The sequence below is a fragment of the Halopenitus salinus genome (assembly GCF_055397165.1).
In genome coordinates this window covers 824,416-839,485 of the sequence record NZ_AP043853.1, presented here as the reverse complement: position 1 = coordinate 839,485, position 15,070 = coordinate 824,416, and the positions used below count along the sequence as shown (strand labels likewise).

Below are 15,070 nucleotides of genomic sequence, written 5' to 3'. Positions count from 1 at the left end.
CTTCTTGGAGAGGGTTGGAGCACCTCAAACGCCGACTGATTCTCGGCAGGGGTTGCTGAATAGAATCGCTGTGTTTTCAACTACTGTTAAGGTGCTTGGCACTGGTCGGCGTCGGGTGCCGCGTGAACGTGACCAGCTCGTTCCGGGAACCCGAGGCGAATCCCGCCGATCGACCACCGGTTTTTCTATGAGCGGGGCGTAGACCCGGGCATGTCCAGACTCCTCCTCGGCGTTCTCGGGCTCGTCCTGGCGGCGATTCCCGACCGCGTGATCGAGTGGTACGAGTCGATCGCCGTCGCGTCGCCCGACGAACCGACCGCGAAGCCGTGGCTCCCCTCGGCCGTGCGGGCGGAGGGGATCGCCTATGTGGCGATCGCTCTCGTCGGCGGCCGGGCGTACGCGTGGACCATGGGGCTCGTCGGCGCCATCGGCGCGCTCGCGGCGGCGATCCCGGAGCGATACCTCGCGTTCGGCGCTCGGATCGGCTACGAGCGTCCGAGGTCGATCGTCTGGCGCGACCGCTTCGTCTCGGTCGTTCGCGCGATCGGCGTCGGCTGCGTGCTACTCGCGATACGGGCGACAAGCGAGCGGCGATCGTAATGTATCGTCGTGAGGTGCTCCGGACCGGTGCGGCGGTCGGACTTGCGGGCGTCGCCGGCTGTGTCGGCGGGAGCGATGGCGCCGCGTTCTCCGAGGGCTTCGAGGACGGGCTCGGCGACTGGGAACGCGAGGCGGCGATCGGGCCGGAGGTCGACCTCGAGGACTTCGAGTGGGAGATCGACGTCTCGGAGACGGAGGCCGTCGAGGGCGACCGCTCCCTGCGCGTGTGGAACGAGGGGGACTACGACGACGGCGTGAGCTGGGCGACACATCCGATCGCCGTCGAGCCGGGGCGGGCGTACGAGATCGAGGCCACGGCGCAGTTCTGGAGCGAGTCCGAGTCGTTCAACACCATCCGCCACGCCGTGATGCGGCTCGGGCCGGAGACGGCGGCGACGGAGGAGGACTTCCCGCAGCTGGGCGTCAACTCGAGCGACTTCGGCGAGACGCCCTACGGCGGGCTTCGGGAGCCGCTGTGGCTCTCCGATGGGTGGCACGAGTACTCCTTCGAGTGGACGACTCCGGAGCTGTCGACCGACACGCTCCACTTCGCCGTCGGAACGGCGGTCATTTGGGAGGCCGACGCGACCCACTACGTCGACGACCTGTCGGTCACGATCGAGCGACGATAACGCCGCGAAGCTTGCTCACTCGAGCGATTCGACGGTCGCCTCACCGCAGTGGGGACAATGCGAGTGCTCCTCGGTGAGGTCCTCCTCGCAGCTCGTACAGACGAACGCCGCCTCCTCGTTCCCGATGACCGCTCGCTTCGCCCGCTCGAATTCCGTCCCGGCCTTTCTGAACAGGCTCATTGTGCCACCTCGGGCCATGAGTCGGATAAGCGTTGGGTCGAGGCTGACTCACGAGCCGAAATCTATAAGCAACCGAAGGACGCACTCACGCGTGTGACGAACTCCGCGTCCATCCAGGGCACGCCGGCATCGCCAGCGACGCGGCTCTTCTCGAAAAAACGCGCCTGAAACGCCCGTCGGCGGGAGTGGCGACCCCGTCCCGGGCGGCCCCCGATGTCCCCGACAGCGACGTCTTCGACGTCGTTCGGGAGACGACCGATGGCTCCGAACCGGCCGACGATCGAATCGATCCACGACCGCGAACCCACTGCGGCTCGACCGACGATCGAATCGACGACCGCGAGCCGACGACCAACGACCAACGACCGAACCGACGACCACGAACACACCACGAACCACACGAGATCCACCAATGACGACGACCCAACCCTTCGAGGGCGTGATGCCCGCGATGACGACCCCCTTCACCGAACGGGACGAGATCGACCACGAACAGCTCGCCGACAACGCGCGGTATCTGGAGGCCGCCGGCGTCGACGGCCTGGTACCGGTCGGATCGACCGGCGAGTCGGCGACGCTGTCCCACGACGAGCACGTCGACGTGATAGAGACCGTCTCCGAGGCGGTCGATGACGTCCCGGTCATCGCCGGGACCGGATCGAACAACACCGCCGAGGCGCTCTCGCTGTCGCGGCGCGCCGCGGACGCCGACGCCGACGGCCTGCTCCTCATCTCGCCGTACTACAACAAGCCCGAGCCCGAGGGCTTCTACGAGCACTACACGGCCATCGCCGACGCCGTCGACCTGCCGCAGATCGTCTACAACGTCCCCTCGCGGACCGGCCGGTCGATCCCCGTCGACGTGACGGCGCGGCTTGCGGAACACGAGAACATCGTGGGCTACAAGGCCGCCTCCGGCGATCTGGGCCTGATCAGCGAGGTCGTCGAACGCACCGCCGACGAGGAGTTCGCGGTGCTGTCGGGCGACGACGGCCTCACCCTGCCGATCCTCTCGGTCGGCGGGACCGGCACGATAAGCGTCGTCGCGAACGTCGAGCCCGAGCGGACCTGCGCGATGGTCGGGTCGGCGCTCGCGGGCGACTACGAGCGCGCACGCGAGATCCACCACGAGCTCTCGCCGCTTTGTCGCGAACTCTTCGTCGAGACGAACCCGATCCCCGTCAAGGAGGCGATGGCGATCCGCGACCGGGGCCGCCCGGACCTGCGCCCGCCGCTGACCCGCCTCTCGGAGGAACACCGCGACGACCTCGAGGCGCTGCTCCGCGAGTACGAGACCGCGGCGCCCGGCGAGATCGGCGCGTTCGCCACGCCGGAGGCCTCTCGATGAGTTCGGGCGATCCGGGCACCCTCCGGCTCGCCGTCACCGGGGCCGGCGGCCGGATGGGCCGTGAGGTGATCGAGGCGGCCGCGGATCGTGAGGGGATGTCCGTGGTCCTGGCCGTGAACCGCTCGGAGACGGAGCCCGTCGCGGGCGTCGCGGTCGACCCCGCCTCGGAGTTCGCGGACCGGCTCGCCGCCGTCGATCCCGACGTCGCCGTCGATTTCACCGGTCCGGCCTCCGCGCTCGCGTACGCCGACGCCTGTGCGGACGCCGACGTGCCGCTCGTCACCGGAACGACCGGATTCTCCGGGGACGAACTCGCGAAGCTCCAGGAAGCCGCCTCGTCGGTGCCGGTGCTCAAGGCGGCCAACTTCTCGCGGGGGGTCGCCGCCCTCAGACGCGCGGTTCGCGAGGCGGTCGCGGCGCTTCCCGGATACGACGTCGAGGTGACGGAGACTCACCACAACGGCAAGCGGGACGCGCCCTCCGGCACCGCGAACACCATCCTCGCGGACGTCGAGGACGTTCGCGAGGACCTCTCGCCGGACGGACGCGTCCACGGCCGTGAGGGCCACGCCCCCCGCGAACCGGGCGAGATCGGGGTCCACGCGCGCCGCGCCGGCGACGTCACCGGCGAACACGAGGTGCTGCTCGCGGACAACCACGAGGTTCTCGAGCTGGTCCATCGGGCCGGCGACCGCGGGGTGTTCGCGGCCGGGGCGCTCGACGCTGCCGGCTGGCTCGCCGACCGCGAGGCGGGGTGGTACACCTTCGACGACGTCATCGACGGCTCGTGACCGTCATCGACGACTCGTGATCGACGAGACGACTCGTGATCGACGAGACGACTCGAGAGATCACGCCCTACGAACGATTCACGATATCCCGCCTCACGAACCGACGCATAAATACCGCCACTCGACCACCGATCGCACATGACGCTTCGAGCCGACGTGAACGACCTCTGGCAGCGCTACGACGACGGACTCTCGGCCGACGAGACCACGGGCGACGACGAGGCGACCCTCGACGCCTTCCTCGACGCGCTCGAGGCCGGCGAGGTCCGGGCGGCCGAAAAGACCGGCGACGACGTGACCTCCTGGGAGGCGAACGCCTGGGTGAAACGCGGCATCCTGCTCAACTTCGGGCTCCGCGAGACCGAGGCGCGCGCCTACGGCGACGTCACCTACCACGACGTCCTCCCGCTTCGCGAGACCGACGATCTCGGCGAGCGCGGCACGCGCAACACGCCGGACGGGACCGTGATCCGACGCGGCGCACATCTGGGAAGCGACTGCATCATGATGAGCCCCTCGTTCGTGAACGTCGGCGCCCGCGTCGGCGACGGGACGCTCGTCGACTCCTGTGACACGGTCGGGTCGTGTGCGCAGATCGGCGAGAACGTCAAGCTGGGCGCGAACACGCTCATCGGCGGCGTGCTCGAGCCGGTCGAGGACGCGCCGGTCGTGATCGAGGACGGCGTCGCCCTCGGCGCGGGCTGTCGGGTCACCTCCGGGTTCCGGGTCGGCGAGAACTCGATCGTCGGCGAGAACACCCTCTTGACGCCGCGGATCCCCGTCTACGACCTCGTGGACGAGGAGGTCGTCTACGGCCACCTCCCGGCGAACCGCCGCGCGTTCACGCGGATGGTCGAGTCGTCGATCAGCGACCACGACCTCCTCGAGGGCGGCGCCTACAAGCCCGCCGTGGTCGCGACCGACGTCGAGACCGAGACGCTGGAGGCCACTCAGCGGGAGGAGGCCCTGCGCGAATGAGCGATCCGGGGGAGGCGGCCGAATCGTCGACGGACGGGGCGGCCGATGGCTGCGCCAGTCGCAGCCATGGCGCTGTCGACGGCCGCGGCGGACCGCCGGTCCGGCGACTCGCGGACTGGGACGCGGGACACCTCCGCGCTCTCGCGGGCGAGTACGACACGCCCCTCTACGTGATCGATCTCGATCGGGTCCGCGAGAACTGCGAACGGCTCCGTTCGGCGTTTTCGGACGCCGACGTCCGGTACGCGGTCAAGGCCCACACCGGGCAGGCCGTCCTGCGAACGGTCGAGGCGGCCGGCCTCGAGGCCGAGTGCGCCTCTGCCGGCGAGGTCGAGCGCGCCCTCGCGGCCGGCTTCCCCGGCGATCGGGTCCACTACACCGCGGTCAACCCGCCCGCCCGCGATCTCGATCGGGTCGTCTCGCGCTGGCGCGACCGGCCGGACCTCACCGTCACCGTCGGCGCGGTGGACACCCTCGACCGCCTCGCGGAGCGCGGCTACGACGGCCGGGTCTGTATCCGGGTGACCCCGGGCGTCGGCGCGGGCCACCACGAGAAGGTCCGCACGGGTGCCCACGCCAAGTTCGGCGTCCCCTACGACCGCGCCGCCGCGGTCGCCCGCGAGGCGACGGAGCGCTTCGAGGTCGTCGGGATCCACGCCCACGCGGGGTCGGGGATCGACGCCGACGGCCTCGATCGCCACCGCGAGCTCGTCTCGCGGATGGGCGCGCTCGCGCGCTCGCTCGTCGACCCGGACGACGGGGAGGTGCCCGTCGAACTCGAGTACGTTGACGTGGGCGGGGGGTTCGGCGTCCCCTATCGTGAGGACGAGCCGCCCCTCGACCTCCCCGCGGTCGCCGAGGCGACGCGGGACGCCCTCGGATCGATCACGGACGGCGCCAGCGACAGCGACGACCCCGTCCACGACGTCCGGCTCGCGATCGAGCCCGGACGCTACGTGGTCGCCGACGCGGGCGTCCTCCTGACGCGCGTGAACACGGTCAAGCCGGCCCCCGAGACGACCGTCGCCGGCGTCGACGCCGGGATGACGGACCTGCTCCGTCCGGCGATGTACGACGCCTATCACCCGATCCGCAACTGCTCGACGCGGTTCGACGAACGAGGCGAAGGCAGCGACGTCGTCGACCGAGACTCTGACGCCGACGACGGTGAGACGATCCCGGTCACCGTCGCAGGACCTATCTGTGAGAGCGCCGACGTGTTCTGTGAGGACCGACCGCTCGCGGCGCCGGAACGCGGGGACCTCCTCGCCGTGGGCATCGCGGGCGCGTACGGCTACGAGATGGCGAACCAGTACAACTCCAGACCACGGCCGGCCGAGGTCGCGATCGGCGAAAGCGGCGCCGAAAGCGGCGCTGGCGACGCACCGAGCGGTTCGGACGACGTCGCGCGACTCGTTCGCGACCGCGAGACGATCGCTGACGTGACCGCGGTCGAGCGACGGGCGGGCCATGCGGCCACCCCTGAGGACGACGGGAGATCCAAGGAATGACCGACACGATCGCGTTCAGGAAGTACCACGGGACCGGAAACGACTTTCTCGTCGTCGACGCCGAGGCGGCCGACCGGGCCGGCCTCGACGAGGAGGGTCGAAGGGCCTTCGCGATCGCCCACTGCGATCGCGACACGGGCATCGAGAGTCCCGAGGGGCGCCGCGGGGCGGACGGGGTGTTGTTCCTCGAGGTCGACATGGCGCCCGACCCGACGCGGGTGACGATGTCGCTCGTCCAGCCGGACGGCTCGACCGCGGCGATGTGCGGCAACGGCGCGCGCGTCGTCGCCGCGTGGGCGTTCGACCGGACCGGCGAGGCCGAGTTCGTGATCGGGACGCTCGCCGGCGACCGGCGGGCCGCAGTGGACGCGAACGGGCGCGACGTGACCATCGAGATGGGGATCCCGCGGTTCGACCCGGCTGGCGTCCCCGTCGATCGATCGCGCTCCTCGGATCCCGCGGTTCGCGGGAGCGCCACGGATCCTAACGAGCCGCTGCTTCGCACCGAGATCGAGGGGCTCCCCGTCTCGGCGGTGAACACCGGCGTCCCGCACGCGGTGGCGTTCGTGGAGGATCTACCCGATTCGGGGGACGTCGACGAGAACGACGCGATCACCGATATCGACGACGTCGATCTCGACGCCGTCGCGGAGCCGGTGCGCCACGCCGACGTCTTCCCGGAGGGGGCGAACGTCAACCTCGCACAGCGCGTCGAGTACGCGCCGGACGACGACGACCGGGAGTTCGACGGCCTCGTCCCGACGTTCCGCCAGCGCACCTTCGAACGCGGCGTCGAGGGCGAGACCCGTTCGTGTGGCACCGGCGCGGTCGCGATCGCGGCCGTCGCGCGCCGGCTGGGGCTCGTCGACTCGACGCGGATCCGCGCGCGACCCCCGGGCGGCGAACTGGAGATCACGGTTCCCGACGGCGGTCCGGCCACCCTCGCCGGTCCGGTCACGGAGGAGTTCTCGGGCGAGGCGGCGGTCGACCCCGACGTCGACCCCGAAACGGAGGCGGACGCCAGGCCGGCCGTCGATCCCGGCCCCGATCCCGGATGCGGGTCCACGACGACCGATCCACGATGAACGGGCCCGAGGAGACTACACACGGCGACTTCGATCCGATCGCGTTCCTCGAGGAGGCGGTCAAAACGCCCTCCCACCGCGACGTCTCCGAGATGCGGGAGTTTCTGGTGGCGACGCTCGAGGACCGGGGAGCCGACGCGACCGTGGACGACGCCGGAAACGTCCTCGCCGAGAAGTCGTCCTCGAACCGCGACGCGGGGCCGCACGTCGTCTGTAACACCCACATCGACACGGTGACGCCGCACGTCCCCTTCGAGCGCGATCGGAACGCGACCGTGGCGGGCGAGTCGGGCGTCGACGTGATCCGCGGACGCGGCTCCTGTGACGCGAAGGGGCCGCTCGCGGCACTTCTCGTCGGATTCCTCGCCGCCGACCCCGACCGCGGGCGGCTCACGCTCGCGATCACGCCGGACGAGGAGGTCCACTCGCTCGGGGCCGCGGCGCTCACCGGGGGGCTGCAGGGGACCGAGGACTCGCTCGACGGCGATCTGTACGTCGTCGGCGAGCCGACCGGACTCGACGTCTGTACGGCCGCGAAGGGTCGCTTCGAGGGGACGATCGAGTTGAGCGGCGAGACGGCTCACGCCGCCGAATCCGCGGGCACGAACGCGGTCGCGGCCGCGGAGGGTGCCCTGCGTGCGATCCGCGAGTTCGACCTCGCCCGATCGCCACACGAGCAGCTCGGCGAGGCGCGGCTCACGCCGACGACGATCCAGGGCGGCGAGGCGACGAACCAGGTGCCCGACCGGTGTGCGATCGTCGTCGACCGCCGGTCCATCCCGCCGGAGACGGCGGCGGAGTTCCGCGAGTCGCTCGAACTCGACGTCCGCGCGGCCGTTCCCGACGACGTCGGCGTCGAGTTCCGGCTCACCGACCGGGAGTCGCCGTTCCTCGCCGCGTTCTCGACCGATCCCGACCACGAACTCGTCGGAACGCTTCGGGCGGCGGTCGACGCCACGCGTCCGGGAGGAACGGAGAGCGAGTCTCCGGACCGCGGCGGCACCGTCCGTCCCTTCTCGGCCGCGACGGAGGCGTCCTACTTCTCGCCGGCGCCGACGGTCGTCTTCGGGCCGGGCGATCTGGCCGACGAGACGGGCGCGGTCGCTCACTCCGAGCGCGAGTACGTCCGCGTGCGCGAGGTCGAGTGGGCCGGTCGCGCCGTCGCCCGGACGCTCTCGGAGCTTCTCGAGGACGATCGGGACGCGGCGTAAATCGGCAGTCCGAAATCCTCGCCTAGACCGCGAACTTCCGCTCGAGGAACGCCACGAGCAGGTTCGCCGCCAGCCGCGAGGTGTTGCCCGCCGGGTCGTGGGTCGGGGCGACCTCCATCAGGTCGACCGCGCCGACGGCCTCGTGTGCGCCGAGGGTCTCCATCGCCGCGAGCGCCTGCGACGCCGAGAGGCCGGCGGGTTCGGGCGTTCCAGTTCCGGGCGCCACGCTCGGGTCGACCGAGTCGATGTCGAAGGTGACGTAGACGGCGTCGGTCCCGTCGCCCGCGGCCGCGACCGCCTCCTCGATCACCGACGTCATGCCACGATCGTCGACCTCGGGCATCGCGAAGAGGTTGAGGCCCGTCTCCTCGGCGAACTCGAGGAACTCCGGGGACTCGTAGCCGCGAATTCCCACCTGGCTCACCGTCTCGAAGTCGGCGTACGGCGAGTCGGCGATCAACGCGGTGCTGGATCCGTGGAACTCGCGGCCGAAGAGGGGGCTCTCGGAGACGGTGTCCGTGTGGGCGTCGATCTGGACGAGGCCGACGTCGTCGTGGCCGGCGCCCTCCGCGAACCCGCGGAAGGCCGGATACGTACAGTAGTGGTCGCCGCCGATCGAGACCGGCAGCGCCCGCTCGGCCACCGTCGCGACGTGGGCGGCGATGCTCTCGGCGGTCGTCTCGTGATCCATCGGAAAGACCGGAACGTCCCCGCAGTCGGCCACCGCGAGATCGCCGAAGTCGACGGACTCGCCGGTCCGCATGTTCGTCAACCCGCCCTTGTACCCCGAGAGGTACGCCCACCAGCCGCTCGCCTCCCGCACCGCTCGGGGGCCGTATCGTGCCCCCGGACGGTTGCTCACGGCGCCGTCGTACGGGAACCCCAGAACGCCGGCGTCGTATCCCTCCAGCTCGCCGACGTCGCGGTGGTCGGCGTCGAGGAAGGTCGGGATGCCGGCGTACGGCAGGTCGATCGCCGAGGCGGGATGGGAGGCGCGAAACGCCTCGGCGGGCGTCTCCCGCGTCTCTCGCGTCACGCGCTCCCCTCCGTCGTTCCGGCGTTTGCGTCCCGTCTCGCTCGTTCGCTCCCGTCCTGGCGGGCTCGTCTCGTGTCGATCATGGGTGGTAATACGTTGCCACCAACTGCGCGCGGCGCTCCGTTAATCCTTTCTGCGCCATCCACGGGTCGGAACTCCGGCCTCTCTCGAGCGCCCAGCGGCTTGGAGACGTCTCCGTGGAGACACCTACTTGGAGTCGGCTCCCGAAGCCCGGCCATGGCCGACGAGTACCGCGACCTCTCTCACCCGATCGAGACGGGCATGCGCACGTTCCCCGGCGACCCGGCGGTCTCCGTGACGCCGGCGGCGACGATACCGGAGGACGGCTTCTCTGTCCGGGAGATCCGGTGTGGGTCCCACACCGGCACCCACATCGATGCGCCCGGTCACACCGAGCCCGAGGGCGGAACCCTGGACGACCGAGCGGTCGGCGAGTACGTGTTCACCGCGTGTTTTCGCGACCTGACGCCGTGTTCGCCGCGCGAGGCGCTCGGGCCCGACCGCCTTCCGGACTCGATCGACGACCCCGATGTCGACCTCGCGGTCCTGCGGACCGGCTGGGACGAGTACTGGACCGGCGGAAGGCCGGAGGAGGCGGACGCGCCCGCCGGGCCGGAAGGAAGCACGGACGATCGGTATCTCGATCACCCCTACCTCTCGCCGGCGGCCGCACGCCGCCTTCGGGAGGCGGACTGCGGCGTCGCCGTCGACGCCCTCAACCCGGATCCGACCCCGACCGCGAACGCCGACCCGGACGAGCCCGACGGGGTTCCCGTCCATCACGCCCTCCTCGGGGCCGACCTCCCGATCATCGAGAATCTGACGGGACTGACGGGGCTTCCCGAGCGGTTCACCCTCCTTGCGTTCCCGCTCCCGATCGCGGACGGCGACGGGGCGCCCGTGCGGGCGGTCGCGCACGTGCCGTGAAGAGTCTATTCGGCGTTTTCTCGCGTCGCTCCGCCTACTCCTCGGCGGCGTCGACGACCTCGTAGCTCACGTTCCCGTCGCGGAGCTCGTCGGTGTGTGCCGAAAGCCGGGTGGCCGTCGCGAGGAGGAGTACGTCGAGTCCCCTCGTCGCGGCCTCCCGGACCGCGCTCGCGGTGGCGAAGCGGACGTCCGGTTCGACGTCGGCCGTCCGCGCGGCGACGAGCGCCTCGACGCCCGCGACCGCGACGAGGTCGTGGTCGTCGGCGAGGCCCGCGATCCGGTCCGGATCGACCGCGTGGCTGCCGCCGTCGCGGACGTGCGGCACGGAGACGGCCGTCACGGACCCCAGATCGTAGTCGACGACGCCCTCGAAGTCCGTGATGCCGACGTCCTCGCCCGCCTCGGCGTCCGTCACCGCCACCGCGGTCGCGTCCCCGGTGTCCCCGGCCATCGCGTGGAGGATCCCCTCGCGCATGGTCACCGTCACGGTCTCGCCCTCCGAGAGGTCGGTCGCCGCGATCGCCGTCTCGATCTCCACCTGACCGATCACGTCCTCGGAGACGTGGGTGATGAACCCGCGCAGCTCCTCGGTCTTGGAGATCAGCCAGTCGACGCCCTCCTTCGTCACCTCGTAGCGACCCCGGCCGTGCTTTTCGACGTAGCCCTGCTCGATCAGATCGCGCAGGTAGTCGCTCACTGCCTGGGCCGTGATGCCGATGGCGTCGGCGATCTCCCGCTGGTTGACCGCCGGCTGGCGCTCGGCGATCTCCACGAGGATCTGGTACCTGGTGGCGTTCCGCTTGCTCTGGAGCACGCCGAACTCCTCGGTCGTCTCCGCGTTCCCCGGCATTACCCGAGTTCCGTCCGTCCAACTCAAATACCTTTGGTCGAATACCGACGAGATTGTTCCGATCGTCGGTTCGGGCCGGTTTTGAACAAACTCATTAGCACTAATACAACCAAAATTGTTTTAGGGTTCACCCGAGTTGCATACGCCGATGGCGAACGTCTCGCTTCCCCACGACGCGAAGGCCGGGCCGACGAAGCCGGCGGTGCGGGCCGTCCTGATCGACACGCTCGATCTCGACGCCGGCGACCACTTCGTGGAGATCGGCTCCTGTACCGGCGCCGTCACCGTCGAGGCCGCCCGTCGGGCCGGCCGAGTGACGGCGATCGAACGAAAACCCGAGCGGGCGGCGGTCACCCGCAAGAATCTCGACGCGAACGGCATCGCGGTCGAGGACGTTCCGGCCGCCGACGGCGGATCCGCGGGCGTGGGTGAGGGGTCGGGGCCCACTGCCGCCACCGCCTCCGATCACGCTGCCCCTGATCCTGCCACCCCCGATCACGCCGCCGTCGAGGTCCGCGAGGCGGAGGCGCCGGCGGGGATCCCCGGGGACGCCGACGCGCTCTTTCTCGGCGGCAGTCGAAACTACGAGGCGGTGCTCGACCGCGCCGTCGAGATCGGCGTCGACCGCGTGATCATGAACGTCTCCCGGCTGGAGGTCGCGGGCGCCGCCACCGAGGCGTTTCGCGAGCGCGGCCTCCTCGAGGACGTGCTGCAGTTCCAGGTGAGCCACGGCTACGAGCTGGCCGGCGCGACGAGCTTCGAGTCGGACAACCCCGTCTACATGCTGATCGGCGGCGTCGATGACCGCGAGGTCGCCGCCGACGGCGGCGTTCGTGGCGACGGGGGCGATCGATGACCCTCTACGGCGTCGGCCTCGGCCCGGGCGAGGCCGACCTCCTCACCGTCCGGGGTCGGGAGGTCCTCGAGCGCGCCGACGTGGTCTACTCGCCGGGGCGCCTCTCGCGGTCCGTCGCGACCGAACACGTCCCGGACTCGCGGATCGGCGACCTCGATTTCCCCATGACGCGCGACGAGGACGAGCTCCGGGCCGCCTGGCGGGAGGCCGCGGCGGAGATCGCCCCGCGCGCTCGCGAGGGGACCGCGGCGTTCGTCACCCTCGGCGACCCGAACGTCTACTCGACGTTCGGCCACCTCCGGCGAACGCTCTCGGCGTTTCACCCCGACGTCGACGTCGAGGTCGTCCCCGGCGTGAGCGCCGTCACCGCCTTCACCACCGCGCTCGGCGTCGAGGTCGCGGCCGGGTCGAGCCTTGCGCTCCGGGAGGCGGCCCGCGGCGCGGCCCCGACCGGCCCCGACCGCATGGTGCTGTTCAAGGTCACGGACGTCCCCGCGACCCACGAGAAGCTCGAGGCGGCGGGCTACGACGTCGTCTACGGTCGCCGGCTCTACATGGAGCAGGGCGAGACGGTCGTCACGGACGAGCCGGACGAGCTCGCCGACCGGGACTACTACACGCTCGCGTACGCGGAACGGCGCGACCTCGATTCGGAACTGCCGGCGACCGCGGCCTTCGAGTCGGAGGGGCGCGTGACGGACGGACCGAAGGTCACATCGAGCGAGCACTCGGACGCCGCGGGAACCGACGTCGAACGTCAGGAGATCGCCGAAAGCGAGGCATGCGGGGACGTCGCGCTCGGAAGCGGAGTCGCCGTCGATGGCCTCGGGTCCGCCCTCCGGAGGAGGCGATCACGATGACGGGGTCGGGAGGCTCGCCCGACGCCGGGGACACCGGGGACACCGGGGACACCGAGGACGCCACCGACCCGCAGGAGGCGATCGACGCCCGGACGGCCGCCGAGGCGGACGGACGCGATCCCCGGATCCAGGAACGAACCGCGGGCGAGGTCGGGGAGGGGATCCCGTTCATCGGGGCCGGTCCCGGCGATCCGGGACTGCTCACCGTGACGGGACGCGAGCTCGTCGAGGAGGCGGACCTCGTCGTCCACGCCGGCTCGCTCGTCAACAGCGAGCTGCTCGAGGCGTACTGCGCAGACGCCGAGCTGGTCTCGAGCGTCGGCAAGGACCTCGAGGAGCTGATCCCGTTGATGCGCGACGCCCACGAGGCGGGACGGAACGTGGTCCGCCTCCACAGCGGCGATCCGGCGATCTACGGTGCGGCCCTCGAGCAGATGGACGCGCTCGAACACGAGGGCGTCTCCACCTACCTCGTCCCGGGGGTCACCTCGGCGTTCGCCGCCAGCGCGACCCTTCGAACCCAGCTCACGCTGAACGGCGTCGCCAACCACGTCGCGTTCACCCGCCCGCAGGGCCGGACGCTCGACCCCGAGGACGACCACATCGGCGAGTTCGTCGAGATGGGCGACGTGACGACCTGCATCTACCTCGGGACCCACGCGATCCCCGAGACGATGGACCGACTTCTCGAGGACGGCCACGACCCCGAGACGCCGGTGGCCGTGGTCTATCACGCCTCCTGGCCCGACGAGGACGTGATCGAGGGGACGATCGAGACGATCGGCGAGGCGGTCGAGGAGGCGGGCTACCGCGCCTCCGCGCTCGTCGTGATCGGCGACGCGGCGCGCAAGACCGGCTACGAACGGTCGTACCTGTACGGCGACTGGGCGAACCGCGGATCGGATGCGGCCGAGGGGAACGATCCCAACGAGGCGGCCGACGCCGGCGATGTGGACGGCGCGACCGGGGACGATGACGCGCCGGGAACGGCCGACGCGGCCGGTACGACCGGGACGAGCGAAGCGAACGAGGCGGACGACTGATCACCATGACCCGACCGATTCACCGATGAGTACGGACACAGACGCCGACACCGATACCGGCACGACGACGGACGACGCATCGAACGGCTCGAACACCGGCAGATCGAACGCCGCCAACCCGAACGCCGATGGCTCGAACGCCGACGATTCCGGCGGCCACTGTTCCACCCCCGACTCGGACGGCGAGGTGGCGGAGGAGATCGCGATCGTGAGCTTCGAGCGCAAGCTCGAGACGGCCGAGGAGATCGTCGACGGTCTCGCGGACGAGTACGACAGCATCGACGTCATCGAGTACCACGGCGACGTCTTCGCGGAACACTGGGGCGAGTACGACTGCTTCGTCGGGCTCATGGCCTCGGGGATCGCGATGCGAAAGACCGCACCCCTCCTCGACGACAAGTGGGACGACCCCGCCATCGTGGTCGTCGACGAGGCGCTCACCTGGGCGATCCCGATCACGGGCGGCCACCACGGCGCGAACCAGGTCGCCCACGATCTCTCGAAGCTCGGCGCGGTCCCGGCGATGACCACCGCGAGCGAGGCGGCGGGCAAACAGGGCGTCGAGAGCAGGGCGAAGGCGCTCGACAGCCACGTCGTCAACGGCGACTCCACGGTGGCGACGAACCTCGCCGTCCTCAACGACGAACTCGGACCGGTCGCGCGCCTCGACGGGCCGCGGGCGGTCCTCGTCGACGACGACGTGACCGTCCTCAAGCGGAACGGCGGAAGCGGCGCCGACGATGCGGACGGCGCCGACGATGCGACTGACGCCGACGACCGCGTCGTCCTCGGCACCGGCACCGTCTCGGGCGTCGACGAGGAGCAGGTCCTCGACGCCTGGGAGAGGGCCCTCGACGACCTCGATCTGACGGTCGAGAACGTCGACTTCGTGGCCACCGGGACCAGAAAGGAGGGCGAGGAGGGGCTCTACGCGGCGGCGGAGGCGATCGGCGCCGGCGTCGTGCTCTTCGAGAAGGAGACGCTCCTCGAGTTCGAGGGTCCCTCGCCGTCCCGCTCGAAGGAGCTGATCGGCTGGCCGGGCATCGCGGAGGCGTCGGCGATCGCCGGCGGCCGCGAGCACGAACTCGCCCGCGAGAAGGAGCGGTTCGACGACGCCGTGACCGTGGCGGTGGGGCGGTAG

16 protein-coding genes are annotated in these 15,070 nt (G+C 70.7%); 13 read left to right on the top strand and 3 right to left on the bottom strand.

The annotated features are described in order from the left end of the window. Positions 1–210: 210 nt before the first annotated feature. On the top strand, positions 211–600 hold the full coding sequence (locus ACZ5YD_RS05940; RefSeq protein WP_379745786.1) for a hypothetical protein: 390 nt from the start codon (positions 211–213) through the stop codon (positions 598–600). After that, complete coding sequence (locus ACZ5YD_RS05935) at positions 600–1,232, top strand: hypothetical protein (protein ID WP_379745789.1); 633 nt, start codon at positions 600–602, stop codon at positions 1,230–1,232. Before ACZ5YD_RS05940 ends, ACZ5YD_RS05935 begins: the two co-directional genes overlap by 1 nt. Positions 1,233–1,247: 15 nt before the next feature. Here the strand turns inward: ACZ5YD_RS05935 and ACZ5YD_RS05930 are convergent, their stop codons facing one another. Next, positions 1,248–1,412 (bottom strand): hypothetical protein, encoded by a 165-nt coding sequence (locus ACZ5YD_RS05930; protein WP_379745792.1) that lies wholly within the window; start codon positions 1,410–1,412, stop codon positions 1,248–1,250. A gap of 412 nt (positions 1,413–1,824) precedes the next feature. On the opposite strand from ACZ5YD_RS05930, the gene dapA reads away from it, so the two are divergent. The 6 genes from dapA (at position 1,825) to ACZ5YD_RS05900 (ending at position 8,336) form a co-directional block, all read left to right on the top strand. After that, a complete protein-coding gene (dapA, locus tag ACZ5YD_RS05925) occupies positions 1,825–2,760 on the top strand; it encodes a 4-hydroxy-tetrahydrodipicolinate synthase (RefSeq protein ID WP_379745795.1) in 936 nt (311 codons plus the stop codon). Continuing rightward, positions 2,757–3,551 (top strand): 4-hydroxy-tetrahydrodipicolinate reductase, encoded by a 795-nt coding sequence (gene dapB, locus ACZ5YD_RS05920; protein ID WP_379745798.1) that lies wholly within the window; start codon positions 2,757–2,759, stop codon positions 3,549–3,551. The genes dapA and dapB overlap by 4 nt, the downstream gene beginning before the upstream one ends. Before the next feature lie 138 nt (positions 3,552–3,689). Continuing rightward, entirely contained in the window at positions 3,690–4,529 is an 840-nt protein-coding gene (locus ACZ5YD_RS05915) for a 2,3,4,5-tetrahydropyridine-2,6-dicarboxylate N-succinyltransferase (RefSeq protein WP_379745804.1), read from the top strand. Beyond that, a complete protein-coding gene (gene lysA, locus ACZ5YD_RS05910) occupies positions 4,526–6,040 on the top strand; it encodes a diaminopimelate decarboxylase (RefSeq protein ID WP_379745807.1) in 1,515 nt (504 codons plus the stop codon). Before ACZ5YD_RS05915 ends, lysA begins: the two co-directional genes overlap by 4 nt. Continuing rightward, on the top strand, positions 6,037–7,125 hold the full coding sequence (gene dapF / locus ACZ5YD_RS05905) for a diaminopimelate epimerase (protein ID WP_379745810.1): 1,089 nt from the start codon (positions 6,037–6,039) through the stop codon (positions 7,123–7,125). Before lysA ends, dapF begins: the two co-directional genes overlap by 4 nt. Continuing rightward, positions 7,122–8,336, top strand: a complete 1,215-nt coding sequence (locus tag ACZ5YD_RS05900) for a M20 family metallopeptidase (RefSeq protein WP_379745813.1) — start codon at positions 7,122–7,124, stop codon at positions 8,334–8,336. Before dapF ends, ACZ5YD_RS05900 begins: the two co-directional genes overlap by 4 nt. 22 nt (positions 8,337–8,358) lie before the next feature. Here ACZ5YD_RS05900 and ACZ5YD_RS05895 read toward each other — a convergent pair whose 3' ends face one another. Next, on the bottom strand, positions 8,359–9,372 hold the full coding sequence (locus ACZ5YD_RS05895; protein WP_379745816.1) for an agmatinase family protein: 1,014 nt from the start codon (positions 9,370–9,372) through the stop codon (positions 8,359–8,361). 237 nt (positions 9,373–9,609) lie between these two features. Between ACZ5YD_RS05895 and ACZ5YD_RS05890 the strand changes: the two genes are divergently transcribed. Next, positions 9,610–10,320 (top strand): cyclase family protein, encoded by a 711-nt coding sequence (locus ACZ5YD_RS05890; protein WP_379745819.1) that lies wholly within the window; start codon positions 9,610–9,612, stop codon positions 10,318–10,320. A 34-nt stretch (positions 10,321–10,354) separates the two neighbouring features. Here the strand turns inward: ACZ5YD_RS05890 and ACZ5YD_RS05885 are convergent, their stop codons facing one another. Beyond that, positions 10,355–11,170: a DUF7839 domain-containing protein gene (locus ACZ5YD_RS05885; protein WP_379745822.1), complete on the bottom strand. Its 816-nt coding sequence runs from the start codon at positions 11,168–11,170 to the stop codon at positions 10,355–10,357. Between the two features lie 148 nt (positions 11,171–11,318). On the opposite strand from ACZ5YD_RS05885, the gene ACZ5YD_RS05880 reads away from it, so the two are divergent. The 4 genes from ACZ5YD_RS05880 to cbiG are packed head-to-tail and all read left to right on the top strand — an operon-like array spanning position 11,319 to position 15,070. Continuing rightward, positions 11,319–12,026, top strand: coding sequence for a hypothetical protein (locus tag ACZ5YD_RS05880; RefSeq protein ID WP_379745825.1), 708 nt, complete (start codon positions 11,319–11,321; stop codon positions 12,024–12,026). Further along, positions 12,023–12,886 carry a cobalt-factor II C(20)-methyltransferase gene (locus ACZ5YD_RS05875; RefSeq protein WP_379745828.1) on the top strand — a complete coding sequence of 288 codons (864 nt, stop codon included), beginning with the start codon at positions 12,023–12,025 and terminating at the stop codon, positions 12,884–12,886. Before ACZ5YD_RS05880 ends, ACZ5YD_RS05875 begins: the two co-directional genes overlap by 4 nt. Then, on the top strand, positions 12,883–13,929 hold the full coding sequence (locus tag ACZ5YD_RS05870) for a cobalt-precorrin-4/precorrin-4 C(11)-methyltransferase (protein WP_379745831.1): 1,047 nt from the start codon (positions 12,883–12,885) through the stop codon (positions 13,927–13,929). The genes ACZ5YD_RS05875 and ACZ5YD_RS05870 overlap by 4 nt, the downstream gene beginning before the upstream one ends. A 25-nt stretch (positions 13,930–13,954) precedes the next feature. Beyond that, the gene (cbiG, locus tag ACZ5YD_RS05865) at positions 13,955–15,070 is read left to right on the top strand and encodes a cobalt-precorrin 5A hydrolase (protein WP_379745835.1); all 1,116 of its coding nucleotides are present in this window, start codon (positions 13,955–13,957) and stop codon (positions 15,068–15,070) included.

Excerpts from the sequence above, each read along its gene's own strand:
- ACZ5YD_RS05940 (WP_379745786.1), top strand. The coding sequence starts at position 211 with ATGTCCAGACTCCTCCTCGGCGTTCTCGGGCTCGTCCTGGCGGCGATT.
- ACZ5YD_RS05935 (WP_379745789.1), top strand. The coding sequence starts at position 600 with ATGTATCGTCGTGAGGTGCTCCGGACCGGTGCGGCGGTCGGACTTGCG.
- ACZ5YD_RS05930 (WP_379745792.1), bottom strand. The coding sequence starts at position 1,412 with ATGAGCCTGTTCAGAAAGGCCGGGACGGAATTCGAGCGGGCGAAGCGA.
- dapA (WP_379745795.1), top strand. The coding sequence starts at position 1,825 with ATGACGACGACCCAACCCTTCGAGGGCGTGATGCCCGCGATGACGACC.
- dapB (WP_379745798.1), top strand. The coding sequence starts at position 2,757 with ATGAGTTCGGGCGATCCGGGCACCCTCCGGCTCGCCGTCACCGGGGCC.
- ACZ5YD_RS05915 (WP_379745804.1), top strand. The coding sequence starts at position 3,690 with ATGACGCTTCGAGCCGACGTGAACGACCTCTGGCAGCGCTACGACGAC.
- lysA (WP_379745807.1), top strand. The coding sequence starts at position 4,526 with ATGAGCGATCCGGGGGAGGCGGCCGAATCGTCGACGGACGGGGCGGCC.
- dapF (WP_379745810.1), top strand. The coding sequence starts at position 6,037 with ATGACCGACACGATCGCGTTCAGGAAGTACCACGGGACCGGAAACGAC.
- ACZ5YD_RS05900 (WP_379745813.1), top strand. The coding sequence starts at position 7,122 with ATGAACGGGCCCGAGGAGACTACACACGGCGACTTCGATCCGATCGCG.
- ACZ5YD_RS05890 (WP_379745819.1), top strand. The coding sequence starts at position 9,610 with ATGGCCGACGAGTACCGCGACCTCTCTCACCCGATCGAGACGGGCATG.
- ACZ5YD_RS05885 (WP_379745822.1), bottom strand. The coding sequence starts at position 11,170 with ATGCCGGGGAACGCGGAGACGACCGAGGAGTTCGGCGTGCTCCAGAGC.
- ACZ5YD_RS05880 (WP_379745825.1), top strand. The coding sequence starts at position 11,319 with ATGGCGAACGTCTCGCTTCCCCACGACGCGAAGGCCGGGCCGACGAAG.
- ACZ5YD_RS05875 (WP_379745828.1), top strand. The coding sequence starts at position 12,023 with ATGACCCTCTACGGCGTCGGCCTCGGCCCGGGCGAGGCCGACCTCCTC.
- ACZ5YD_RS05870 (WP_379745831.1), top strand. The coding sequence starts at position 12,883 with ATGACGGGGTCGGGAGGCTCGCCCGACGCCGGGGACACCGGGGACACC.
- cbiG (WP_379745835.1), top strand. The coding sequence starts at position 13,955 with ATGAGTACGGACACAGACGCCGACACCGATACCGGCACGACGACGGAC.